Below are 20,470 nucleotides of genomic sequence, written 5' to 3'. Positions count from 1 at the left end.
CTCACCTAGCCAGCAGCCATGCTGCCTCCTGCCATGTCCCGTGCGCCCTACGCCGCCGATCCCGCGAAAACGCGCGGGCGTGAATTCGACCAGCCGGGCCACGGTGCACGTGGGCCGCGCAGCGCGTTCCAGCGCGACCGGGACCGGATCATCCATTCGATCGCCTTCCGCCGCCTGGCGGGCAAGACGCAGGTCTTCGTCGCGCCCGATGGAGACCACTATCGCGTTCGCCTGACGCACAGCCTGGAAGTGGCGCAGATCGGCCGGGTGATCGCCCGCGCGCTGGGGCTGGACGAAGACCTGACCGAAGCCCTGTGCCTCAGCCACGATCTTGGCCACCCGCCCTTCGGGCATCCGGGCGAGAACGCGCTGGATGAAGCGCTGCAAAGGCACGGCGGGTTCGACCACAACGAACATGCGCTGCGCACCGTCATGCGACTGGACGCGCCTTACTGTGATTGTCCCGGCCTCAACCTGACATGGGAAACGCTGGAGGGGCTGGCCAAGCACAACGGCCCGGTCGCGCAGCCCGGCTGGGCGCTGACGGAACTGAACGCGGCTTTCCCGCTGGAGCTGTCGCAATGGTCTTCGCTGGAAGGGCAGGTGGCGGCTCTGGCGGACGACATTGCCTACGACAACCACGACATCGACGATGGCCTGCGCGCGGGGTTTCTGGAACTCGACCAGCTGCTGGAACTGGATTTCATCGCCGACCTGTGGCGCGACGTCGAAAAGCGCTTCCCCAATGCCCGCCGCGATGAGCAATTGCGCGAAATGGTGCGTTCGCAGATTGGAGTGATGGTGAACGATCTGCTGGAAACGACACGGGCCAACCTCAAAGGTATCGACAGCGTCGAGCAGGTGCGCGGCGCAGGCTGCGCGCTCGCCACCTTCTCGCCCGACATGGCGAAGCAGGAACGTACGCTGAAGACTTTCATGTACGCCAATCTCTATCACCACGAGGCGCAAAAGCGCGCCGCGCAGGCTGCCCGCAGCGTGATCGCCAAGCTCTACGTCGCATACGACCAGGAGCCGGCCCTTATGAACTCGGGCTGGAGCGAAACGCTGCCCGACGCGCAGCCGGAGCGGGCGCGGCACATCGCCGATTTCATCGCCGGCATGACGGACCGCTTTGCCATGAACCAGTATTCCCGCATCTACGGTGAGCGGCCGGAAGGGCTGTCCAATGTCTGAGGCGCGGCGCATCCTGTTGGTGGGTGCGACCGGCCTGATCGGCCGCACCATCATCGCGCGCTCGCCCGATATCGTCGATGTCAGCCTGCAAGGGCTGGCGCGGCGCGAGATTCCCTTTCCGCCGGGTGTGCGCATGGAACTGGTGCTGGCGAGCAGCGATGAATGGCCGGGCATCATCACCCAGCTTGAGCCCGACGCCATCATCAGCGCGCTGGGCACGACGCGCAAGAAAGCGGGAAGCGACGAGGCCTTTCGCGAGGTCGATCACGATCTCGTGCTGGAAGTGGGCAAGGCTGCCAAGGCCGCGGGCGTCAAGAACTTCGTGCAGGTTTCCTCCGTCGGGGCCGATCCCTTTTCCCGCAACGCCTACCTGAAAGTGAAGGGCGAGGCAGAAAAGGATTTGCGCGCTCTGAAGCTGCGGCGGCTGGATATCCTTCGACCGGGCCTGCTGCGCGGCCAGCGGAAGGATGACCCTCGCCCGCTGGAAAAGCTCGGGCAGGTTGCCGCGCCGCTGGGCGATTTCTTCCTTCAGGGCTCGAGGACGAAGTACCGTTCGATGAAAGCGATCGACGTGGCAGATGCGGCACTTGCCTGTGCCGTGCAGAAGGCAGGTGGGCAGTTCGTGCACGAACATGATTCGATGATGCGGCTTATCCGGGACTTCAGACGGGCGCTGGCGGATAAAGCCGAGGCCCAGTCGGGCTAGGCGCTGACGGGGGAGGGGATGCAACGACTTGTCGAGCGCGCCACGGCGCTGTTTGCCGTCTGGACCGTGCTGGGCGTTGGCTGGGCATGGATCGTCCCTGCGCACTTCACGTGGATCACTACCACGCAGGTGGTTGGGCAATCGCTGATCAGCGTGCTGCTCGGCGTCATCATGCTGGGCATGGGGCTGACGCTGACGGTGGAAGACTTCGCCCGCGTCCTGAAAATGCCGAGAGGGGTCGCGGCAGGCGTGGTGCTGCAATTCACCGTCATGCCTCTGGCGGGCGTGGCGCTGGCGCTTGCCAGCGGTCTGGAAACGGGCCTTGCGGTGGGCCTGATCCTGGTATCGTGCTGCCCGGGCGGCACGGCCAGCAACGTGGTCGCCTACCTCGCGCGCGCGAACCTTGCGCTTTCGGTGACGATGACCATGGCCTCCACACTGGTGGCCATCGTGATGACGCCGCTGCTGACAGGCTGGCTGGGCGGCGTGTTCATCGCGATAGACCGCTGGGCGCTGTTCCAGCAGATGGTGGCGATCGTGCTCGTGCCGGTCGTGCTGGGCGTGGCCATGCGGCGCTTGCTGCCGGGCGTTACGCGAGATGTCGCAAAGGTCTCGCCGCTGGTTTCCGTGATCGTCGTCGTGCTGATCGTGGGCGGCATCGTCGGGGCATCGAAACCGCTTATCGAAGCGCATTTCGGCGTCCTGTTGCTGGCCGTCTTCGCCTTGCATGCCGTGGGCTTCTCGCTCGGCTACCTGGTGCCACGGCTCATGGGCTTTGCCGCGCCGGAGTGTCGCACGCTCAGCATTGAGGTAGGGATGCAGAATTCCGGCCTCGGGGCCAGCCTGGCGTCTGCCCCCAGCTTCGCCGGTCAGTTCGCCAACCCGATGCAGGCGGCGCTCGCCCCGGTGCCATCGGCCATTTCATCGGTCTATCATGTGGTGATAGGCTCTATCCTCGCCGGTATTTGGGCGCGGCAAGGGAGTGGCGAAGACGATGTGGGATAGCCTTTTCGGACTAGCGAACCTGTGGGTGATGGCCTGCTGGGCCGCGCTGATCCTGCTGCCGCGCGGCGCCTTCGTGCAGAGCGCGGTATTCTACGCCGGTGTGGGGCTGCTATGCCTCGCTTACGCGGTCCTGCTGGTGCTGATAACGGGGGGCTTCGTCGATGCGAACCCCGTGGAGGGCGGTGGCGGCGCGAATTTCACCACTATAGAGGGCGTGCGCAGCATCTTCATGTCCGATGGCGGCGTGACGGTGGGCTGGATCCACTATCTCGCGCTGGACCTGTTCGCCGGGCTCTGGATCGCCAAGGATGCCGACCAGAAAAGGTTCTCACGCTGGGTGCAGGCCCCTGTCCTGCTGCTGACTTTCGTTGCCGGACCTGCGGGCCTGCTGCTGTGGTTCATCATCCGCGAGAGGCGGGCCCGCAAGAACGGGCGCAAGGGAGCACGAATCAGGACATGAGCAAGAAATACGCGCCGGCAACAGAGCGTAACCGCGAACCCATCCGGCAAGTGCTGGAAACGGAACTGCCCGAGGGCGGCGGAATACTGCTGGAAATCGCCGCAGGGACGGGCGAACACGCGGTCTACCTCTCGAACGCATTTCCGCAGTGGCAATGGCAGCCGACCGACCCCGATCCCGAAGCGATTGCCTCGATCGCGGCCTGGCGGGACGAACAAGGGGGCGCAAACCTCCTAGCGCCCATCCAACTCGATGCGTCCGCGCCTGAGTGGCCGGTAGAGCGGGCCGATGCCATGCTATGCGTCAACATGACCCACATCAGCCCGCGCGCGGCGACGCAAGGTCTGTTTGCTGCTGCTGCCCGCCTCCTCGGCAAAGGCGCACCGCTGCTGATTTACGGCCCGTTCCTGGAAGCCGATGTCGAGACGACCCAGTCGAACCTCGATTTCGATGCCAGCCTGAAAGCGCGCGATCCGCAATGGGGCCTGCGCGATCTCGCTTGGATAGACGCTCTTGCCGAAGCGAGCGGGCTGCACCGCACGGCGCGCCACGCGATGCCCGCCAACAATCTCACGCTGGTCTATCGCAAGACGTAAAACGCCCGCCGACAAACAGCCGGCGGGCGCCTGCGACCCTCAAAAGGGCTCTTTAAAATCAGGTTTCCTCGTCGACGGCGTCGGCGGCGGATTCGAGGTCTTCACCGGCACCGCGCACGGTGTTGCAGGCGGCGGTCGAGAGGACGAAAACGGCAGCCACTACGGCGGTCAGCGTTTTGCGCATTGGGGCTTCTCCTTTTGCGGACCAGTCTGTCAGGTCACTGCGCCTATCAACCGCCCAGATTGCATCAGGTTCCGGTGGCTTGTCGCTGATCCACGAATGCGCGGCGGGCAAGCACGTGTTCGCGCCAGCTGATGATCAGGCCGGCCAGGATCACCAGCGGGGCGCCAATCCAGGTGGTCAGGGGCGGCAGGTTGCCGAAGAACAGCCAACCGTAAATGGTTGCCCAGATGATGCTGGAATAGTCCATCACGATCACGCTGGAGACCTTTCCGAACCGCAGCGCACTGGTGATCATCACCTGTCCCCATGTGCCCGCAAGTCCGATGCCGATCACCAGCATCCACTGGTGGGCGGATAGCGGTTCGTGCACGAACAGCATGAAAGGAAATGTCGCGACGACGGACGCGGCGGCGAACCAGAACACGATCACCAGCGGCGTCTCGGTGCGGGAGAGGTCGCGGATCTGGATGGATATGAGGGCGATCATGAAGGCCCCGCCAAGGGCCACGGCAGCCCCGTAAAGCGGCAGGTGCCCGCCACCCGGCTGGGCAATGATCACGATCCCGACGAAGCCCGCCGCCACGGCGGACCAGCGCCAGACGCCCACGCTCTCGCGCAGCAGGACGATGGACAGGATCACCGCGAACATCGGCGCGGTGAAGCCCAGCGTCGTCGCTTCCGCCAGAGGCAGCAGGATTACCCCGCCGAAATTGAGCACCATGCCGACGATGCCGTAGAGGGCGCGAACCCCGTGCGCCTTGGGCCTGCTGGTGGAAAGCTGCTGCACGATGCCACCGGCCAGCACGGCCCAGCCGAGCAGGATGGGAATGGAAACGAGTTGCCGCCAGAACAGCAGTTCGGCGATGTGGATGCCGGTTTCCGAGGCGAGCTTGATAAATGCCGCCATCAGCGCGAAGCCTGCAACGCCCGCCAGCCGCATCAGCAGCGCCAGCATGGGCCGGTCGCTGGAGTCGTCTCTTGCGGTGGAAGTCATGCCTCGCGCCATAGGCCCTGGCCTGATGCGATCAAGCGTTGTCAGCGCAAGGCGGGTTTCCCATATCCGCGCGACCGATGCACCTCCCTGATTTCATCCTGTTCGCCAGTGAAGCGACGATCTACGGAATGTGGGGCGGGGCCCTGCTGGCGATATCCGCCTTCGCCTCGTGGCGAGAGCACAGGCGGCGAGGGCGCAAGGACATCGACCGCGTCGGCATCATGCCGTGGCGCGATATCGGTGCGCTTACAGGCTTCGCTGGACTTGCCCTGATGGCCTTTGCCGGTGTCGGCTGGATCGGCGGAGCCTGATGACGGACAAGTCTGTAGTGAGGACGGTCAGCCAGAGGCCGACCGCAAGGGCGAACGCCCGCCCGCAGCGGGCGCGCAGCGAAGCGAAGCGCGTCTAGCGAGGACGAAGCCGCGGAGGCGGCTTCGCAATCAAACTACAAGCAGGCTTCCAGATAGGCCTGGTCGAAACCGAACTGGCGGGCCTTTTCCAGCGTGTAGGGACGCAGGCCGGACGAACGGTGTTCGCCGATGATCTTGCCGTCGTCGCCTTCGTCCAGATACTCGAAACTGAACAGCTCCTGCGTCACGATCACGTCGCCTTCCATGCCGATTACCTCGGTGACGTTGGTAGTGCGGCGCGAACCGTCGCGAAGGCGCTTCACCTGCACGATCAGGTCGACCGATTCTGCGATCTGGCGGCTGATGGCTTCCTTCGGGATCTTGATGTCACCCATCAGGATCATGTTCTCCATACGGCCCAGGCACTCGCGCGGCGAGTTGGCGTGAAGCGTGCACATGGAGCCATCGTGACCGGTGTTCATGGCGGCGAGAAGGTCGAAACATTCCGCGCCACGAATTTCGCCGAGGATAATGCGGTCAGGACGCATACGCAGGGCGTTCTTTACAAGGTCGCCGATGGTGATGGCACCCTGGCCTTCGAGGTTCGGCGGGCGCGTTTCCAGCGGCAGCCAGTGGGGCTGCTGCAAACGAAGTTCGGCCGCGTCCTCGATCGTCAGCACGCGCTCGCCCGGGTCAATCATCTTGGACAGGGCGTTGAGCATGGTCGTCTTACCCGAACCCGTACCGCCCGAGATGACGATGTTCATGCGGCAGGCACCGGCGATCTTGAGCGCGGTGCACATCTTGTCGTTCATCGAGCCCCAGCCCTTGAGATTGTCGAGGGTAACGGGCTTTTCGGAGAACTTACGAATGGAAATTGCGGTGCCGCGCAGCGAAAGCGGCGGCACGATCACGTTAACACGCGAACCGTCCTTCAGGCGGGCGTCGGCCAGCGGCGTCGTCTGGTCCACGCGGCGGCCGACCTGGTTCACGATGCGCTGGGCGATCTGGAACAGGTGGTTCTCGTCGCGGAACTTGATCGGGGCGAGCTGCAGCTTGCCGCCTTTCTCGATGTAGGTCTGGTCCGGCCCGTTCACCATGATATCGGACACGTCCGGATCGCCGAGCAGTTCTTCGAGCGGACCGAAGCCGAGCAGCTCGTCGATCAGCACCTTTTCCAGCGCGAACTGTTCGCGGCGGTTCAGCGTGACCTTCAGCTCGGCCAGCACTTCCATGATGATCGGGCGGAATTCCTCGGAAAGTTCTTCCTTGGTCAGCGTCGCCGCTGCCTCGGGATCGACGCGTTCCAGCAAGCGCGGGAGCACCTGTTCCTTGATCTTGTGGACGCTGGCCTCGAATCCGCCCAGCTCGCTGGTGTTGTCGTGAACGGCGTTGGAGCGATCGGCCAGCCGGCTCATCGCGTCGCCTTGCTTGGCGTCTACCGGTGCGCCTTCGGCAGGCATGGGCGGAAACTGGTCGCCACCGGGTACGGGTGCGCCCTGGTCTTCGGAGGCCTTGCCGGTCGGCTGGCTGCTTCCGCCGCGCATGGGCTTTGCCACGCCAAAGCTGGGGCGGGCACCCTTGGCCATGCCGCCTGCACCACTCTTGCGTCCGAATGCGCTCATTCTCGCAAACCCCCTAAGTTCCAGTCTGGCCGTCTTCGCGAAGATTTCGGCGGATTTCCTGAATGCAGCTTCTTGCGAATTTAGGTGAAGAACTGGTTAAGTTTGTGTCGCTAAGGTCGCATTCGCGTGCGGTCGTGACTTTCGACCGCCAGTGGATGCGGAGCTTCGTTTCATCATCGAAAATGATGATCCCGTTCCGGGGCCGCATCGCGACAGATGCGATCATCACGCTATGAAGGGGATCGAAATGAGGGAAGGGGCACAAGCAATGCAAAACAAGGCCGAGCGGTCCTTCCCCCTTCGTTTGCAACGAATCGTGGACGCGCGGGAGAAGCTGGCTCGGCACCGCCGTATCGCGACGCTGGCCGCTCTGGCGCTGTTCGCTGCCGGGATCGTGTGGGCGCTTGGCGAGACGCAGGTCTCCCTTGCCGCGATCGACTGGCGCTGGATGCTTGCCCTGATCCCCTTGATCCTTCCTGCGCTTTTACTGAACGCAGTGGAGTTGCAGGTGACCGCGCGGATGCTGGAGCGCGATATGCCCCTTGGCAGCGCAATGCAGGTGACCTGCTGGGCAATGCTGGCAAACCTCCTGCCCCTGCCTGGCGGAGCGATCCTGCGAGGGGCCAAGCTTTCTTCGCTGGGAATAGGGGCGGCAAGAAGCAGTCAGGCAATCCTTGCCGGCGGGGCCCTGTGGGCTTCGCTTGCCGTAGCGGTCACACTGGCGGCCGTCCTCCCCTGGCCGCTCGCTGCCTTGCCGCTGGCAGCGGCGCTGGGCGGCGCGGCGTTCAGCCTTGCATGGCTCGCGCGGTTAGGACCGGCCCCCTTCGCTCTGCGCCTGACCATGATCCGCCTGGCATTGATCGGGCTGACCATCCTGCGCATCTACATCATTTTCCTGGCGATCGGGCTGCCAGGCAACTGGCCTCAGGCGGCTGCCTATTCGGGCGTGTCCGTGGTGGGGACGCTGGTGGGTATCGTGCCTGCGGGCCTTGGCGTCACCGAAGCGACGGGCGCCGTCCTGGCGCTTCTGATCGAAGCATCGCCTGCAAATGCTTTCCTGGCGCTTTCCGTCAATCGCCTCGTCGGCCTTGTCACGGCCTCGGCGGTCGTAGCCGCGGCGGGCATGAAGCCAAGGGAGACCGCCTGAATGCGCGTGCTGTTCGACATAGTTCATCCTGCCGACGTGCTGCTGTTCTATCACCCCATCATGCGCCTGCGGGAGCGGGGGGACGAGGTGCTCGTGCTGTCGCGCGAGAAGGACGTTGCATGCCGATTGCTCGATGAACTCGGCATCGCGCACCGCACGATCTCTGCCAAGGGAACCGGCACGATGGGGCTGGCCCGCGAACTGGTGCAGCGCGATTTCGGCATGTGGCGCGAAGTGCGGCGTTTCCGGCCCGATGTCATGATCGGCCTTGGCGGCGTTGCGATTGCCCATGCGGGCTGGCTGACGGGGCGCCCTTCCATCGCGTTCTATGCGGCCGACACGGCCAAGCTGCAGACCCGGCTGACATGGCCATTCATCACCCATCTCTACGTGCCCGAGGTCTATCAGGGACAAACGCCCGAAGGCCGCACCACGCGGTTTCCGGGCATCAAGGAACTGTCCTACTTCCACCCCGACAATTTCACGGTCGATGAAGAGAGGGCGCGGCGGGCCGGTTGGCAACCCGGACAGGATTGCTTCCTCATCCGCACGGTGGCCTGGGGGGCCAACCACGACATCGGCAAGACCGGGTGGAGTGATGGAACGCTAGCAGCGCTGGTGGAATTTCTCTCTGCGCGCGGAAAGGTCATCCTTTCTACCGAAAGAGAATTGTCTGGCGACTTGAAGCCTTACCTCTACCAGGGGGAGGCAAAGGACCTGCACCATTTGATGGCGAAATGTGCATTGTATGTGGGTGAGAGCGCGACGATGGCGCACGAGGCGGCGCTATTGGGCACGCCGGCGATCTATGATGGGGCAGACCACCCGGGCACGACCCGTGATCTCGCGGCCAATGGTCTTGTGACGGCGCTGCGCCAGCCCGGCGAGGATGCGCTGCTGACTGAAGTGGAACGTTTGCTGGAGCCTTCCGAGCAGGAGAGTTTCGAAGCAAAGCGCGAAGGGTATCTGGCCGGAAAGGGCAACCTCGCGACCTATATCGTTGCCGCTATCGAGCGACACGCGCGCTAGAAATCAGTGAACATGTCGCGCAAGGCGATGTCCGTGTTTCTCGGTTCTCCCGCCTCGGCCCAGCGCAGTGCGGCCGGTGTATCCGACAGGTTTGCAAAATCATACCGTCCCTGTGAAAGCGTCACTATCGCTCCGGGCGATAGTACACGGTCGTCGATACTCATCGGCCCGCCTTCAACGCGGTACGTGCCGGGCGTAGGCAGTAATTCACCAGTCAGTCGCTCTTTTGGAGCGAGGCGCTTGCCGGCGACGTAGATCATCCCCCCATGAGGCAGATAGTTGGCACGGAGGAATTCGGCGTCTTCTGCCAGCAACAAATTTGGCGTGCCGGTCAAATCGAACACCAATGCCAGCGACTGGGAATTTGCGATCAGCAGAGGAACAGGTCGCTCCAGCACGCTCGCGCGATATTCGGCCACTTCCGCCCGTCGATATTTTGCCAGTGCCCAACCCGAAGCATAATGCGGAACTGCACGGGGGTAGTCCCCGATCATCCCGCTGTCGTCAATGTAACGAACGGGCCGAGGGAATATCTCGCGCACCTCGGCATCGAATGCTCTTTGCACGCCCAACTGGTCCCGTGGCTCCAGCGCGAACAGGAGTATCGCGCTCAGCGCGCAGGCGATCGCAACTGACATTGCGCCATATCGCTGGATGACGGTAGCCACGACCGGGGCAAGACCAACCGCGACCGGGGGAAGCATGAAGGCGTAGAAATAAGGGTAGGCGTTGAAGTAGACGAGCGGCCAGAGGGCCGGCAGCACGAACAGCGCCAGCGCTGCCCTGTCCGCGCGCGTCGCCGAGGCGCGTACCAGCCACGGAATAAAAGCTACCAGCACGAGCGCGAAGGGAATGGCCATTGCAATTTGCCGGACGGCGTAACGACCCTGTGGCAGCAAATCTCCACCGAACATACGTGCCGCCGACCGCCCCAGCTTGTCGACGAGATAGGCCGGAGCTTCGGGATAGGCCATAGCGACGAACACCGCTAGCGCCGCAGATGCAAGGGCTAGCCCCGAAATTACTGGCCACGCCACGAGCACGGAATCGCGCCGAACGACGAGCACACCAAGCACAACCGGCAGGTAGAGCAGGATCTTGATCGTCGAGACAAAGGCGAGCGCGCAAAGCAACGCAATGACACAAAGCGTTAGCGGGCGAAGTGGTTGATGAAGCCCGATGGCGACCGCTGCCATGACCAGCGACGCGGCAATAATATCCGCGCGCAGCGAGAGAGCCTGGGTAAAAACATAGCCCGCCGAAAGATAGATCAATCCAGCAGCCAGCGCCGGCCCCCAGTCGACGAACCGCCGTGCCGCCACCACTACCGATGCCACTAGCAGCGCCTCGAAGGGCATGATCAGCAGCCTTGTGTATTGGATATGGTCGATCACCGAACCGGGCAACCGGGTCACGAAACCGAACAAGTAGCTATAAGGCGTCTGCAGCCAGTCGACCGGTTCGCCAGCGCGCCGGGCATGAATTTCGCTGAAATGGAAGAACTCGTCCCAATTGATGCTCTTGGTAAAGACGAGCGCGACCTGGAGCAGGGCGACGATGGCGAGCGCCGTCAGGAACATGACGGTGCTTCGTTCTGTGACGCGGTGTCCGGTACGGTGCGGAGCAGGCTCTGCGAGGGTCGCGGTCGTCATGAGGCACTCTTACGTCGCGGGAAGGCGTCAGGCGTGCTCGCGGCGGCACTGCTTGCCTGAAGTTCGGCCACCATGTCCTCCAGCTTGCGCGTGCGGGCGAGGTTCTCTTCCATCAGCTTGCGGTTCGCAGCGATCAGGTCTGCCACCATGCCCATGATCGCGACCAGCGTGCCCAGCACCAGCAGCGCGCCGCCGATCACCAGCGATTGCACGTGTCCGCTGCCGTCGCCCTGGCTCCAGAACCAAAGGAAGCGCACGATGGGCAGCATGCCGATGAAGGCGATGATCGATCCGGTGCCCACGAAAGCGCGTAGCGGCTTGTAGGCGGTGAAACTGCGCGCCATCGTGATGCCGGTCTGCATCACGAAGCGCGGGACGGACTTGAACAGACGGCTGGGGCGCGCGGCGGCGTGGGTGCGCACGGGAACCGTGGCAATGGCCATGCGCTTGCGCCCGGCCTGGATCAGCATGTCGGTGGTGTAGCTGAACTCGGTGGTGATGTTGATGCGCTGCGCCGCATCGCGGCTGATCGCGCGAAACCCGCTGACGGCATCGGAAACCCTGGTGCCGGCAAGATGCTGCACCACGCCGCTGCCCACGCGTTGCATCATGCGTTTGACGGGCGAAAAATGCGCGTTGTCGGAAACGCCGCGATCGCCGATCACGATATCGGCTGTCCCGCGCAGGATGGGCGTCACCAGCGCTTCTATGTCGCCTCCTTCGTACTGCCCGTCGCCATCGGTGTTGACGATGATATCGGCGCCTTCCGCCAGCGCGCGGTCCACGCCGCTGCGGAAAGCGGCGGCAAGGCCGCGGTTGCGGCGGTGGGTGACGACGTGATGCACGCCCCACTGGCGCGCGACCTGCGCGGTGCCATCGTCGCTGCCGTCGTCGATCACGAGGAACTCCACCACGTCCACGCCCGCCACGCGGCGCGGCAAGGCGGCCAGCGTTGCCGGCAGGGTCTCTGCTTCGTTCAGACAGGGAATCTGGATAATCAGCTTGGTCATTGGGCCCCCGGCTTCGGTGCCCGCGAGGGCACGCCATAGGGCTTTGTTAAGCATGACCGTTTAACGCTTCGTAAAATTCGGGGGCAGGACGGTACGGGAAAGCGATTGCCCGGCCTGCCTGCGAGCACTAAGCGGCCTTTTCGACAACGAAGGACAGGTCGCAATGCAACAATCCGATCGGGCAGGGCTGCTGTTCGCGCTGGCCGGATTCTGCACGCTCACCATCGGCGACAGCATAGTGAAGGGCATCGACGGGGCCTGGGCACCCACGGCCATCGCGGCATTGCGCTATTGCCTCGGCGCGCTGGGCCTATCGCTGTTGCTGGTCTGGCGTGAAGGGCCGCGCGCCCTGTTCGCCATTCCCCGTCCGGGGGTTCAGTGGCTGCGCGGTGCAGGGGTAGGGGTTGCCACGATCTGCTTTTTCGCGGGCGTCTGGCTGATGCCGCTGACAGAGGCGATTGCCCTAGTCTTCACCCAGCCGATGTTCACCGCCATCCTCGCCGCCGTATTCCTGGAAGAGAAACTTCGCTGGCAGACCGTGGTGGCAACGCTGGTAGCCTTTGTCGGCGTGCTGATCGTTCTGAGGCCCAACTTTGCGGAGATCGGGCTGGCCGCGCTGCTGCCGCTGGGCGCGGGGTTCGGCATGTCGATCCTGGTCACCGCCAACCGTGCGGTGGCGGGCACCGGATCGGCGCTGGCCATGCAGGCCTATGTCGCCATCTTCGCCAGCGTGATCTTGGTGGCGGCGATGGTGCTGGGCCATTTCAGCGGCATGGCCGACCTGAGGCTGGAGTGGCCGGAATGGCACGTCCCTGCACGCATCATGATCATCGCCATTACTGCCAGCACCGCGCACTGGCTGATCTACATGGGCACGGAGAGGGCGGGCGCCGCGCGCGTTGCGCCCATGACTTACGGCCAGCTGATCGCGGCCTCGCTGGTGGGCTACCTGTTCTTCGCCGAGGTGCCGGACCTGATCGCCATGCTGGGTGCGGCCCTGATCATCGCGGCTGGCCTGTGGCTGTGGCGGGATGGCCGCGTGCAGCGGATCGCAAAGGACCGGGGATGATTGCAAGCGAGTGCTTGCACCCCTAAGCGACGTCGTCGCAGGATGGAGAGGCGCGGAATGCAGGAATCGGACAGGGCGGGTTTGCTGTTTGCCCTTGCAGGGTTTTGCACCCTCTCCATCGGCGATGCGATCATCAAGGGGATGGCGGGCGAGTGGCCGGCCCCGGCCATGGCGGCCACGCGCTATGTCGTCGGCACGTTCGTGCTGGCGGTGCTGATGGTGCGGCATCACGGGCTTTCCTCTTTGAAGCCGCCCAGGTCCGGCCTGCAATGGATGCGCGGCATTGCCATCAGCTGTTCGGCCGTAGGCATGTTCCTGGCGGTGTGGGTCATGCCGCTGTCGGAAGCGACGTCCATCTTCTTCACCCAGCCGATCATCACCGCGGTGCTGGCCATGCTGTTCCTGGGGGAGCGGGCGAAGCTGGGCACCTGGCTGGCAACGCTGGCGGCCAGCATCGGCGTGTTCATCGTGCTGCGGCCCACGTTCGAGACGGCGGGCTGGGGCGTGCTTCTGCCGCTGGTGGGGGCAACCGGCATGTCCGTGGCCATCATCCTCAACCGCAAGGTTCACGGGCGCGCCAGCGTGCTCTCCATGCAGTACTGGATGTCGGTGACGGCGATGGTCTTCCTGATCCTTGCCACCGCGGCCGGGCATTACAGCGGGGTGGAAGGCTTCACCATGCACTGGCCGGACTGGACCATCATCGCGCGCTGCGCCTTCATCGGCTGCTCCGCCACGCTGGCGCAATGGCTGATCTACATGGGCACGGCGAGGGCGGGCGCGGGCACGATTGCGCCGATGACCTACGGCCAGTTGCTGATGGCCGTGGCGCTGGGCGCGATCTTCTTCGGCGATTTCCCCGATGCCGTGGCGCTGCTGGGCGCAGCGATCATCATCGGCGCGGGGTTGTTCCTGTGGTGGCAGACGCGGGTGCGGACGCAGGAGCCCGTACCCAGGCGGTGATTTCGCGCTCATGCATGTTGACGGTCAGGCGTGGTTCGTAGTCGCGTCGCAGGGTCGCTTCCACAATTTCCATTGCCTCGGGGTTGCGTATCGTCACGCCCCTGGCCGCCGTAACGATAGCGCCGGGGCGCGTTGCCAGCACACGCCGGACCTCAGCAAGTTGGTCAACCTCGAGCGCATTCGCTTCCAGCGCATTGTTCAGGTGGTCGGGGTAAACATATCGGGTCGGCACACAGCTCTCCGACAGGCGATAGAGCGCGGTCGGACCGTCCCAGATCCACAGGCAATTGTCTTTGTCATCGACATGGGGGGCTATGGCGGCGGCAAGTTGGTGCGCCGCTTCTCGTTGGTCCAACGACTCTTCGTAGCGGGCCGGCAGCGAAAGCAGGTAGAGGAGCACGGCTGAGAGAAGGATGGCAGGTGCAATCCGCAAGGGACCAGTGCGGTCCAGCAGTGGCAACGCCACAAGCGCCACGGGGGCCGCCAGAGCGGCGTAGTAGTAGAGATAGACAGTGCTCGGCAGCAACACACTGGCCAGCGCCGACAGGGCCCACGCAGCGAAAAAGGCCCATCCGCCGAAAGGCGCGGGCCGTTTCATTCGGAACGCGGCGTATATGCCTCCCACGCTCAGGACCACCAGCGGGGACACCCCGACATAGAAGCTGGACGTCCAGCGCCCCTGCGGGGCGGCGGCGCGCTCGAAGAAGCTGGCAAAGTTGGCGAACCAGAAGGCCTCGAACTCTCCGATCACAGCGTAGAACAGCGCCACGCCCAGGGTCGGCAAAAGGCCCAGCAGCGCGATGATCGCGGCAAGACCTGCGAGCAAGACTAGGGACCGGCCACGCCGGTATTCAACCCACAGGGCCCAGCAGCCGAAGAACAGGCACTGCGGCAGCACCGTGTATTTCACCTGCAGGGCCAGCCCGCCCAGCAGCATGGCCAGCATCGCGCGCCGTGCGAACCGCGGATGGTCCCCATCTACCAGCAGCACCGCCATGCCCAGCATCAGCGGGGTAAAGAACACCTCGCTGTTGGCCGAATAATTAGCGTAGGCAGCAATCAGCATCACCGCGATGGCAGCGGTGAAAGTCGCCGTGACCCGGTCGACGCAGCGGCGCGCCAGGAGGAAGGTCAGCCAGGCGCTGACAGAGGTGACTGCGGCCGCCGCCAGTTGATAGGCAAGCGCGCTCGGCCCAAGCAGTGCATGGATCAGCCCGAAGATCGCAAACAGGCCGAACGGCTTGCGGTCCCACCAGTCGACGAAGGGCAATTCGCCGAATTGCATCCGCCAGCCGATGAAGCTGTAGAGCTGCTCGTCGAAATCGGCCACCGGATCGCCGAACCAGACGGCGCGGTGGGCGAAGGTGAATACGGCCAGCAAAAGCAGGCATACCGCGTCTGCGTGCAGCCAGGCGGGCGCCGCGCGGGTCTTCTGGGCAGCGGTCAAGGGCGCATCGCCGGACATGGTGGCCAGCCTTGCGCAAACATGGTTAAGAACCGCTTATGACTGCGGAAAAACCGGACAGGTGCTGGCTCTGCGAAAGGCCGCTGGAACGCCGGGTTCAATGGCACCATACGGTGCCCAAGGCGAAGAAGGGTCGCGATACCGTGCCGGTCCATCCGATCTGCCACCGCACCATCCACCTTCATTTTACCAATGCCGAACTGGCGCGCATCGATAGCGCGCGCGAGACTTTGCTGGCAAATCCGGAGATCGCGAAGTTCCTGGAATGGATTGCCGACAAGCCGCCGGATTTCCACGCACCGACGAGGCGGAAACGCTAGGGTGTAGTGACGGCCTTTCGCAAAAGCTTGCTGGCGCAGCGCGAAATTTCCCTTGGGCACAACCAAATGTCGGAGGATGTCCCGCACAAAAAAGGGCGCCGCAACGGGCGCCCTTCTTAATTCGCTGCGTGAACGATCAGTCCTCGACGTGCTCCGCCAGGACCGTCAGGCCCTTGTCGCCCACTTCGGCAAAACCGCCGCGCACTTCGATATTCTCGGGCGCGGCGCCTTCGGTCTTGTAGACCTGTACCGTGCCGTCACGCACGGTCGACATGAAGGGCGCGTGGCCCTCCAGCACGCCGAATTCGCCTTCCGCGCCGGGTACTACCACCATGTGGACGTCCTCGGAGCGGACCAGCTTGCTCGGCGTGACCAGTTCGAAGTGCAATGCCATGATGCTTAGGCTTCCTCGGCCAGCTTCTGGGCCTTTTCAACGGCTTCGTCGATGCCGCCGACCATGTAGAAGGCAGCTTCCGGCAGGTGGTCGTACTCGCCGTCCACAACCGCCTTGAATGAGCGCACGGTGTCTTCCAGCTGCACGAACTTGCCGGGGATGTTGGTGAACACCTCGGCCACGTGGAACGGCTGGGAGAGGAAGCGCTGGATCTTGCGGGCGCGCTGCACGGTGAGCTTATCTTCTTCCGACAGTTCGTCCATGCCGAGAATGGCGATGATGTCCTGCAGGCTCTTGTACTTCTGCAGGATTTCCTGGACGCGGCGAGCGGTTTCGTAGTGCTCTTGGCCCACGACGCGCGGCTCCAGAACGCGGCTGGTCGAGTCCAGCGGGTCCACCGCGGGATAGATGCCGAGTTCGGAAATGGCGCGGTTCAGCGTGGTGGTCGCGTCAAGGTGAGCGAACGAGGTTGCAGGGGCAGGGTCGGTCAGGTCGTCCGCGGGAACGTAGATGGCCTGCACCGAGGTGATCGAGCCCTTGTTGGTGGATGTAATGCGTTCCTGCAGGTTGCCCATGTCGGTCGACAGCGTCGGCTGGTAGCCCACGGCCGAGGGGATACGGCCGAGCAGGGCGGACACTTCCGAACCCGCCTGCGTGAAGCGGAAGATGTTGTCCACGAAGAACAGCACGTCCTGGCCTTCCTGGTCGCGGAAGTATTCCGCCATGGTCAGACCGGACAGGGCCACGCGGGCACGCGCGCCGGGAGGCTCGTTCATCTGGCCGAACACGAGCGCCACCTTGGACCCTTCGGACACGGCGTTGCCTTCCTCGTCCTTGGCGATAACGCCCGCGTCGAGAAATTCGTGGTAAAGGTCGTTACCTTCACGGGTACGCTCACCAACCCCGGCGAACACGGACACGCCGCCGTGGCCCTTCGCGATGTTGTTGATGAGTTCCTGGATCAGCACGGTCTTGCCAACGCCAGCGCCGCCGAACAGGCCGATCTTGCCGCCCTTCGCGTAAGGTGCGAGCAGGTCGATCACCTTGATGCCGGTAACGAGAATGTCGGCTTCGGTCGACTGGTCGACGAATTCCGGTGCCTCCGCATGGATCGGAGCGGTCATCTCGGCGCCGATGGGGCCGCGCTCGTCGATCGGCTCGCCGACCACGTTCATGATGCGGCCCAGCGTCTTGGGGCCGACGGGCACGGAGATCTGCGCGCCGGTGGCAATCACTTCCTGGCCGCGCACGAGGCCGTCGGTGCCGTCCATGGCGATGGTACGGACGGTGTTCTCACCAAGGTGCTGCGCCACTTCGAGAACGAGCGTGGAGTCGCCGTTCTTCGTTTCCAGTGCGGAAAGGATGGCGGGCAGCTCGCCTTCGAAGGTCACGTCGACGACAGCGCCGATGACCTGGGCGATGGAGCCGTTGGTGGTCTGGTTGAGTGCAGGTGCGGTAGCCATGATGGGTGTCCTGTGGCGTTCAGATGTATGTCTGGTTCGGGTTCAAGTTACTGGGTGCAGACGGCTTCGACGTCGGCGATGGCCCAGGCTTCCCCGGATTCGTCGAGTTCGAGCGTCGCATCGTTGCGCATGTATTCATCGTCGCCGAGGCTGAACTCGCACGAAACCGTGTCGGCACCCATTGCGCGCTTGCAGATGGATTCGTTGACGGCCTCGTTGTCGGGGCATGCTGCGGCGTAAAGCTCGGCGAACAGCTCCTGGTCGGGTGCGGGTGCCGAGGGGGTCGGTTCCGGAGCCACCACTTCGGTGGGCGCGGGCTTGGGCGCGGGTTCTTCGCCGCAGGCGGCAAGAGCGATGATCGGGAGAGCGAGGATGAGCTTTTTCACGAGATATTTTCCAGTGTTAAAGGGCTTCGGCGCCCGCGATGATTTCAATGAGTTCGGTGGTGATCGCGGCCTGGCGGCTGCGGTTGTACTGGATCGTCAGCTTGTCGATCAGTTCACCGGCGTTGCGGGTGGCGTTGTCCATGGCGGTCATCGAGGCACCCTGTTCGGAGGCCTCGCGTTCCAGCAGGGCACCGAACAGCTGTGTCTTGATGTAGCGCGGCAGCAGGTCTTCGAGGATTTCCTCCTCGTCCGGTTCGTATTCCACGGCAGCGTCGGACGCGGGCGCATCTTCAGGAGCGGGTACGGGCAGGAGCTGGACCGTGGTCGGATCCTGCGCCAGCGCGCTCTTGAAGATCGGGTAGACGAGGTGGGCGACGTCGAATTCGCCCTTCTCGAACCGCGCAACCAGGTCGTCGGCAATCTTTTCCGCTTCCTCGAAGTCGGGATTGCGCATTTCGCTGGTGTCGAAGTGGTGATCGATCTTGTCGGCGTAGTCGCGCTTGATCGGGGCGCGGCCCTTCTTGCCGACGAGGTAGAAGCTCACGTCCTTGCCATCGGCAATCAGCGCGCGCGCCTGCTTCTTGGCCTCTTTCACGATGTTCGCGTTGAGACCGCCGCACAGGCCCTTGTCGGTGTTGACTACCACCAGCAGGTGACGCTGGGTGGAGCCGGTGCCGCGCAGCAGCAGCGGGGCGCTGTCGCCGCTCACCTTGCTGGCGAGCGAACCCATGACGCCGGCCAGCCGCTCCGCATAGGGACGGGCGGCTTCGGCGGCGGCCTGCGCCTTGCGCAGCTTCGCCGCGGCGACCATCTGCTTCGCCTTGGTGATCTTCTGCGTGGACTTGACCGACTTGATCCGGTCCTTGAGTTCCTTGAGGCTAGCCATTTCGGCTCCCTATCGTTCTCGAGTTACCGGTTCAGGCGAACTGCTTGGCGAAAGTGTCGAGCGCGCTCTTCACCTTTTCACGGGTGTCGTCCTCGAACTTGCCGGTGTCGGCAATCGTCTTCAGGACGTCGGCGTGTTCGTTGCGCATGTAGCTGAGCATCGCGGCTTCGTATTCGGTCACGCGGTCCACCGGAACGGAGTCGATGTAGCCGTTGGTGCCAGCGAAGATCGACACGACCTGCTCTTCCATCGGCATCGGCGAGAACTGCGGCTGCTTCAGCAGCTCGGTCAGGCGCGCGCCGCGGTTCAGCAGCTTCTGCGTGGAGGGATCGAGGTCCGAGCCGAACTGGGCGAAGGCCGCCATTTCGCGGTACTGCGCCAGCTCCAGCTTGATCGAGCCTGCCACCTTCTTCATCGCCTTAGTCTGGGCGGCACCGCCCACGCGGGACACCGAGAGGCCGACGTTGATGGCGGGACGGATGCCCTGGTAGAACAGGTCCGTTTCGAGGAAGATCTGGCCGTCGGTGATCGAGATCACGTTGGTCGGGATGTAGGCAGACACGTCGCCAGCCTGCGTTTCGATGATCGGCAGCGCGGTCAGCGAGCCGCCGCCGTTCTCGTCGTTCATCTTCGCGGCGCGTTCCAGCAGGCGGGAGTGCAGGTAGAACACGTCACCGGGGTAAGCTTCGCGGCCCGGAGGACGACGCAGCAGCAGCGACATCTGGCGATAGGCCACGGCCTGCTTGGAAAGGTCGTCGTAAACGATCACGGCGTGCATGCCGTTGTCGCGGAAGAATTCGCCCATCGCGGCGCCGGTGTAGGGCGCGAGGTACTGCAGCGGGGCGGGCTCCGAAGCGGTGGCGGCGATCACGATGGTGTAATCCATCGCGCCGTTTTCCTCGAGGCTCTTCACGATCTGCGCGACGGTGGAGCGCTTCTGGCCCACGGCAACGTAGATGCAGTAGAGCTTCTTCTTCTCGTCGTCGCCGGCGTGCGCGTCCTTCTGGTTGATGAAGGTGTCGATCGCCACGGCGCTCTTGCCGGTCTGGCGGTCACCGATGATCAGTTCGCGCTGGCCACGACCGACCGGCACGAGGGCGTCGATGGCCTTGAGGCCCGACTGCACCGGCTCGTTCACGGACTGGCGCGGGATGATGCCCGGAGCCTTCTGCTCCACGCGCTCGCGCGTCACGTCGGTGATGGGGCCCTTGCCGTCGATGGGATTGCCCAGCGCGTCAACCACGCGGCCCAACAGGCCCTTGCCGACCGGAACGTCCACGATGGTGCCGGTGCGCTTGACGCTGTCGCCTTCCTTGATTTCGGCGTCCGAGCCGAAGATCACGACGCCGACGTTGTCGGCTTCGAGGTTCAGGGCCATGCCCTGGATGCCGTTGGAGAAGGCCACCATCTCGCCGGCCTGCACCTTGTCGAGGCCGTGGATGCGGGCGATGCCGTCACCCACCGAGAGAACGGAGCCGACTTCGCTCACTTCGGCTTCGGTGCCGAAATTGGCGATCTGGTCCTTGATGACCTTGGAGATTTCTGCGGCGCGGATATCCATTGCAATCAGCC

At 64.0% G+C, this 20,470-nt stretch carries 23 protein-coding genes; 12 read left to right on the top strand and 11 right to left on the bottom strand.

All coding sequences use genetic code 11. The annotated features are described in order from the left end of the window. The first annotated feature begins 33 nt into the window (after nucleotides 1–33). The 5 genes from ABFX23_RS13780 to ABFX23_RS13760 are packed head-to-tail and all read left to right on the top strand — an operon-like array spanning nucleotide 34 to nucleotide 3,961. A complete protein-coding gene (locus ABFX23_RS13780; protein WP_346033821.1) occupies nucleotides 34–1,194 on the top strand; it encodes a deoxyguanosinetriphosphate triphosphohydrolase in 1,161 nt (386 codons plus the stop codon). Continuing rightward, nucleotides 1,187–1,900 carry an NAD(P)H-binding protein gene (locus ABFX23_RS13775; protein ID WP_346033580.1) on the top strand — a complete coding sequence of 238 codons (714 nt, stop codon included), beginning with the start codon at nucleotides 1,187–1,189 and terminating at the stop codon, nucleotides 1,898–1,900. Before ABFX23_RS13780 ends, ABFX23_RS13775 begins: the two co-directional genes overlap by 8 nt. An 18-nt stretch (nucleotides 1,901–1,918) precedes the next feature. Continuing rightward, on the top strand, nucleotides 1,919–2,905 hold the full coding sequence (locus ABFX23_RS13770; protein ID WP_346033579.1) for a bile acid:sodium symporter family protein: 987 nt from the start codon (nucleotides 1,919–1,921) through the stop codon (nucleotides 2,903–2,905). Next, the gene (locus ABFX23_RS13765; RefSeq protein WP_346033578.1) at nucleotides 2,895–3,365 is read left to right on the top strand and encodes an ABA4-like family protein; all 471 of its coding nucleotides are present in this window, start codon (nucleotides 2,895–2,897) and stop codon (nucleotides 3,363–3,365) included. The genes ABFX23_RS13770 and ABFX23_RS13765 overlap by 11 nt, the downstream gene beginning before the upstream one ends. Further along, nucleotides 3,362–3,961 carry a DUF938 domain-containing protein gene (locus ABFX23_RS13760; protein WP_346033577.1) on the top strand — a complete coding sequence of 200 codons (600 nt, stop codon included), beginning with the start codon at nucleotides 3,362–3,364 and terminating at the stop codon, nucleotides 3,959–3,961. Before ABFX23_RS13765 ends, ABFX23_RS13760 begins: the two co-directional genes overlap by 4 nt. A 58-nt stretch (nucleotides 3,962–4,019) precedes the next feature. Here ABFX23_RS13760 and ABFX23_RS13755 read toward each other — a convergent pair whose 3' ends face one another. Then, a complete protein-coding gene (locus ABFX23_RS13755) occupies nucleotides 4,020–4,145 on the bottom strand; it encodes an entericidin A/B family lipoprotein (RefSeq protein WP_120076624.1) in 126 nt (41 codons plus the stop codon). 64 nt (nucleotides 4,146–4,209) lie between these two features. Further along, on the bottom strand, nucleotides 4,210–5,139 hold the full coding sequence (locus ABFX23_RS13750) for a DMT family transporter (RefSeq protein WP_346033576.1): 930 nt from the start codon (nucleotides 5,137–5,139) through the stop codon (nucleotides 4,210–4,212). A gap of 77 nt (nucleotides 5,140–5,216) precedes the next feature. On the opposite strand from ABFX23_RS13750, the gene ABFX23_RS13745 reads away from it, so the two are divergent. Further along, entirely contained in the window at nucleotides 5,217–5,450 is a 234-nt protein-coding gene (locus tag ABFX23_RS13745) for a hypothetical protein (protein ID WP_120076622.1), read from the top strand. 134 nt (nucleotides 5,451–5,584) lie between these two features. Here the strand turns inward: ABFX23_RS13745 and ABFX23_RS13740 are convergent, their stop codons facing one another. Further along, entirely contained in the window at nucleotides 5,585–7,114 is a 1,530-nt protein-coding gene (locus tag ABFX23_RS13740; RefSeq protein WP_346033575.1) for a TadA family conjugal transfer-associated ATPase, read from the bottom strand. Nucleotides 7,115–7,176: 62 nt separating this feature from the next. Between ABFX23_RS13740 and ABFX23_RS13735 the strand changes: the two genes are divergently transcribed. Genes ABFX23_RS13735 through ABFX23_RS13725 form a run of 3 tightly spaced genes read left to right on the top strand, consistent with a single transcriptional unit; the run spans nucleotide 7,177 to nucleotide 9,290 of the window. After that, the gene (locus tag ABFX23_RS13735; protein WP_346033574.1) at nucleotides 7,177–7,350 is read left to right on the top strand and encodes a hypothetical protein; all 174 of its coding nucleotides are present in this window, start codon (nucleotides 7,177–7,179) and stop codon (nucleotides 7,348–7,350) included. Between the two features lie 32 nt (nucleotides 7,351–7,382). Then, a complete protein-coding gene (locus ABFX23_RS13730) occupies nucleotides 7,383–8,261 on the top strand; it encodes a hypothetical protein (protein ID WP_346033573.1) in 879 nt (292 codons plus the stop codon). Then, on the top strand, nucleotides 8,262–9,290 hold the full coding sequence (locus ABFX23_RS13725; protein WP_346033572.1) for a DUF354 domain-containing protein: 1,029 nt from the start codon (nucleotides 8,262–8,264) through the stop codon (nucleotides 9,288–9,290). Here the strand turns inward: ABFX23_RS13725 and ABFX23_RS13720 are convergent. Both ABFX23_RS13720 and ABFX23_RS13715 read right to left on the bottom strand, forming a co-directional pair. Beyond that, a complete protein-coding gene (locus tag ABFX23_RS13720; RefSeq protein ID WP_346033571.1) occupies nucleotides 9,287–10,942 on the bottom strand; it encodes a hypothetical protein in 1,656 nt (551 codons plus the stop codon). The genes ABFX23_RS13725 and ABFX23_RS13720 overlap by 4 nt on opposite strands. After that, nucleotides 10,939–11,952: a glycosyltransferase family 2 protein gene (locus ABFX23_RS13715; protein WP_346033570.1), complete on the bottom strand. Its 1,014-nt coding sequence runs from the start codon at nucleotides 11,950–11,952 to the stop codon at nucleotides 10,939–10,941. Before ABFX23_RS13715 ends, ABFX23_RS13720 begins: the two co-directional genes overlap by 4 nt. A gap of 163 nt (nucleotides 11,953–12,115) precedes the next feature. On the opposite strand from ABFX23_RS13715, the gene ABFX23_RS13710 reads away from it, so the two are divergent. Together ABFX23_RS13710 and ABFX23_RS13705 are read left to right on the top strand one after the other, a co-directional pair. Further along, nucleotides 12,116–13,021: a DMT family transporter gene (locus ABFX23_RS13710; RefSeq protein ID WP_346033569.1), complete on the top strand. Its 906-nt coding sequence runs from the start codon at nucleotides 12,116–12,118 to the stop codon at nucleotides 13,019–13,021. Between the two features lie 57 nt (nucleotides 13,022–13,078). After that, nucleotides 13,079–13,984, top strand: a complete 906-nt coding sequence (locus tag ABFX23_RS13705; protein ID WP_346033568.1) for a DMT family transporter — start codon at nucleotides 13,079–13,081, stop codon at nucleotides 13,982–13,984. On the opposite strand, the gene ABFX23_RS13700 is transcribed toward ABFX23_RS13705, so the two are convergent. Beyond that, a complete protein-coding gene (locus ABFX23_RS13700) occupies nucleotides 13,914–15,431 on the bottom strand; it encodes a glycosyltransferase family 39 protein (protein ID WP_346033567.1) in 1,518 nt (505 codons plus the stop codon). The genes ABFX23_RS13705 and ABFX23_RS13700 overlap by 71 nt on opposite strands. A 56-nt stretch (nucleotides 15,432–15,487) precedes the next feature. Here ABFX23_RS13700 and ABFX23_RS13695 point away from each other — a divergent pair, with 56 nt between their 5' ends. Beyond that, nucleotides 15,488–15,769 carry an HNH endonuclease gene (locus ABFX23_RS13695; protein WP_346033566.1) on the top strand — a complete coding sequence of 94 codons (282 nt, stop codon included), beginning with the start codon at nucleotides 15,488–15,490 and terminating at the stop codon, nucleotides 15,767–15,769. 136 nt (nucleotides 15,770–15,905) lie between these two features. Here ABFX23_RS13695 and ABFX23_RS13690 read toward each other — a convergent pair whose 3' ends face one another. From ABFX23_RS13690 to atpA, 5 genes are read right to left on the bottom strand one after another with little or no spacing between them, the layout of a single operon-like run. Continuing rightward, nucleotides 15,906–16,163, bottom strand: a complete 258-nt coding sequence (locus ABFX23_RS13690; RefSeq protein WP_119585092.1) for an ATP synthase F1 subunit epsilon — start codon at nucleotides 16,161–16,163, stop codon at nucleotides 15,906–15,908. A gap of 5 nt (nucleotides 16,164–16,168) precedes the next feature. Then, on the bottom strand, nucleotides 16,169–17,626 hold the full coding sequence (atpD, locus tag ABFX23_RS13685; protein ID WP_346033565.1) for a F0F1 ATP synthase subunit beta: 1,458 nt from the start codon (nucleotides 17,624–17,626) through the stop codon (nucleotides 16,169–16,171). 47 nt (nucleotides 17,627–17,673) lie between these two features. Further along, nucleotides 17,674–18,012, bottom strand: coding sequence for a hypothetical protein (locus ABFX23_RS13680; RefSeq protein ID WP_346033564.1), 339 nt, complete (start codon nucleotides 18,010–18,012; stop codon nucleotides 17,674–17,676). Between the two features lie 16 nt (nucleotides 18,013–18,028). Beyond that, nucleotides 18,029–18,898, bottom strand: a complete 870-nt coding sequence (locus tag ABFX23_RS13675; protein WP_346033563.1) for a F0F1 ATP synthase subunit gamma — start codon at nucleotides 18,896–18,898, stop codon at nucleotides 18,029–18,031. A 31-nt stretch (nucleotides 18,899–18,929) separates the two neighbouring features. Beyond that, entirely contained in the window at nucleotides 18,930–20,459 is a 1,530-nt protein-coding gene (atpA, locus tag ABFX23_RS13670) for a F0F1 ATP synthase subunit alpha (RefSeq protein ID WP_346033562.1), read from the bottom strand. Nucleotides 20,460–20,470: the final 11 nt, after the last annotated feature.

The sequence above is a fragment of the Erythrobacter westpacificensis genome, from assembly GCF_039542285.1.
GTDB lineage: Bacteria > Pseudomonadota > Alphaproteobacteria > Sphingomonadales > Sphingomonadaceae > Alteraurantiacibacter > Alteraurantiacibacter westpacificensis.
The sequence above is the reverse complement of the archived record's forward strand: the minus strand, read 5'-3'. Positions and strand labels throughout refer to the sequence as shown.

Excerpts from the sequence above, each read along its gene's own strand:
- ABFX23_RS13780 (WP_346033821.1), top strand. The coding sequence starts at position 34 with ATGTCCCGTGCGCCCTACGCCGCCGATCCCGCGAAAACGCGCGGGCGT.
- ABFX23_RS13775 (WP_346033580.1), top strand. The coding sequence starts at position 1,187 with ATGTCTGAGGCGCGGCGCATCCTGTTGGTGGGTGCGACCGGCCTGATC.
- ABFX23_RS13770 (WP_346033579.1), top strand. The coding sequence starts at position 1,919 with ATGCAACGACTTGTCGAGCGCGCCACGGCGCTGTTTGCCGTCTGGACC.
- ABFX23_RS13765 (WP_346033578.1), top strand. The coding sequence starts at position 2,895 with ATGTGGGATAGCCTTTTCGGACTAGCGAACCTGTGGGTGATGGCCTGC.
- ABFX23_RS13760 (WP_346033577.1), top strand. The coding sequence starts at position 3,362 with ATGAGCAAGAAATACGCGCCGGCAACAGAGCGTAACCGCGAACCCATC.
- ABFX23_RS13755 (WP_120076624.1), bottom strand. The coding sequence starts at position 4,145 with ATGCGCAAAACGCTGACCGCCGTAGTGGCTGCCGTTTTCGTCCTCTCG.
- ABFX23_RS13750 (WP_346033576.1), bottom strand. The coding sequence starts at position 5,139 with ATGACTTCCACCGCAAGAGACGACTCCAGCGACCGGCCCATGCTGGCG.
- ABFX23_RS13745 (WP_120076622.1), top strand. The coding sequence starts at position 5,217 with ATGCACCTCCCTGATTTCATCCTGTTCGCCAGTGAAGCGACGATCTAC.
- ABFX23_RS13740 (WP_346033575.1), bottom strand. The coding sequence starts at position 7,114 with ATGAGCGCATTCGGACGCAAGAGTGGTGCAGGCGGCATGGCCAAGGGT.
- ABFX23_RS13735 (WP_346033574.1), top strand. The coding sequence starts at position 7,177 with ATGCAGCTTCTTGCGAATTTAGGTGAAGAACTGGTTAAGTTTGTGTCG.
- ABFX23_RS13730 (WP_346033573.1), top strand. The coding sequence starts at position 7,383 with ATGCAAAACAAGGCCGAGCGGTCCTTCCCCCTTCGTTTGCAACGAATC.
- ABFX23_RS13725 (WP_346033572.1), top strand. The coding sequence starts at position 8,262 with ATGCGCGTGCTGTTCGACATAGTTCATCCTGCCGACGTGCTGCTGTTC.
- ABFX23_RS13720 (WP_346033571.1), bottom strand. The coding sequence starts at position 10,942 with ATGACGACCGCGACCCTCGCAGAGCCTGCTCCGCACCGTACCGGACAC.
- ABFX23_RS13715 (WP_346033570.1), bottom strand. The coding sequence starts at position 11,952 with ATGACCAAGCTGATTATCCAGATTCCCTGTCTGAACGAAGCAGAGACC.
- ABFX23_RS13710 (WP_346033569.1), top strand. The coding sequence starts at position 12,116 with ATGCAACAATCCGATCGGGCAGGGCTGCTGTTCGCGCTGGCCGGATTC.
- ABFX23_RS13705 (WP_346033568.1), top strand. The coding sequence starts at position 13,079 with ATGCAGGAATCGGACAGGGCGGGTTTGCTGTTTGCCCTTGCAGGGTTT.
- ABFX23_RS13695 (WP_346033566.1), top strand. The coding sequence starts at position 15,488 with ATGACTGCGGAAAAACCGGACAGGTGCTGGCTCTGCGAAAGGCCGCTG.
- ABFX23_RS13690 (WP_119585092.1), bottom strand. The coding sequence starts at position 16,163 with ATGGCATTGCACTTCGAACTGGTCACGCCGAGCAAGCTGGTCCGCTCC.
- atpD (WP_346033565.1), bottom strand. The coding sequence starts at position 17,626 with ATGGCTACCGCACCTGCACTCAACCAGACCACCAACGGCTCCATCGCC.
- ABFX23_RS13675 (WP_346033563.1), bottom strand. The coding sequence starts at position 18,898 with ATGGCTAGCCTCAAGGAACTCAAGGACCGGATCAAGTCGGTCAAGTCC.
- atpA (WP_346033562.1), bottom strand. The coding sequence starts at position 20,459 with ATGGATATCCGCGCCGCAGAAATCTCCAAGGTCATCAAGGACCAGATC.